This window comes from Granulicatella sp. 20925_1_45, from assembly GCF_041433555.1.
Lineage (GTDB): Bacteria > Bacillota > Bacilli > Lactobacillales > Aerococcaceae > Granulicatella.
In genome coordinates this window covers 1-767 of sequence record NZ_JAPWBR010000044.1, presented here as the reverse complement: position 1 = coordinate 767, position 767 = coordinate 1, and the positions used below count along the sequence as shown (strand labels likewise).

The 767-nt window shown below is 31.4% G+C and carries 1 pseudogene; it reads right to left on the bottom strand.

Annotation, left to right across the window (positions count from 1 at the left end):
- Nucleotides 1-767 (bottom strand): annotated as a pseudogene (locus O3798_RS08740) (IS3 family transposase); the annotation flags it as partial.

Below are 767 nucleotides of genomic sequence, written 5' to 3'. Positions count from 1 at the left end.
GGTGCATTATCTGCGGGTGTCCCCTTACGGGACATACTGCGGATAATGTTTTTTTCTTTACATAAATTGTAATATTCAGCAGAAGTATAAACGCTGCCTTGATCACTATGTAGTAGAACATCCTTAGGTAAGTCAATTTGATTTAATGTATCCAATACAAACTTAGTATCTTGTTTAGGACCAATTGTATAAGCAAGTATTTCTCCATTGTGTAAATCCATGATTGACGATAAATATAATCGTTTAGGGCCGAAAGGTAAATATGTGATATCAGTAGTCAACTTTTGCATAGGTTTGTCCGCTGAAAAATTTCTGTTTAGAGTATTGTCAGTAATTGAAAATGGTTTACCTATTTTGATAGCTTTTTTCGGTCTTACCGCACAATTCCAACCATTTTTCTGCATAATCCGCTGCACAACCTTATGGTTAACAACTTGATTTAATTCCTTTTGAATTAAATATTTAATCTTTCTGTATCCATAAATAAATTTGTTTTTCTTACAAATTTTGCCGATTGTTTTTTCAATAACTGTTGGAGAAAAATCTTTCTTTTTCCATCGATAGTAAGTAGATATAGGTACATTAAGGCAGGAACAAATTAAATGTACGGTATATTTATCTTTCAATTCTTCCACTAATTTTACAACTGCTTGAGGCGACACTTCCTTTCCAATTCCTTGTATTTTTTTAATATTTCTAATTCAACTTCTTTTCTTCGTAATTCTAATTTTAATTGATCGATTTCAGAAAGTTTAGCCATTCCTTTC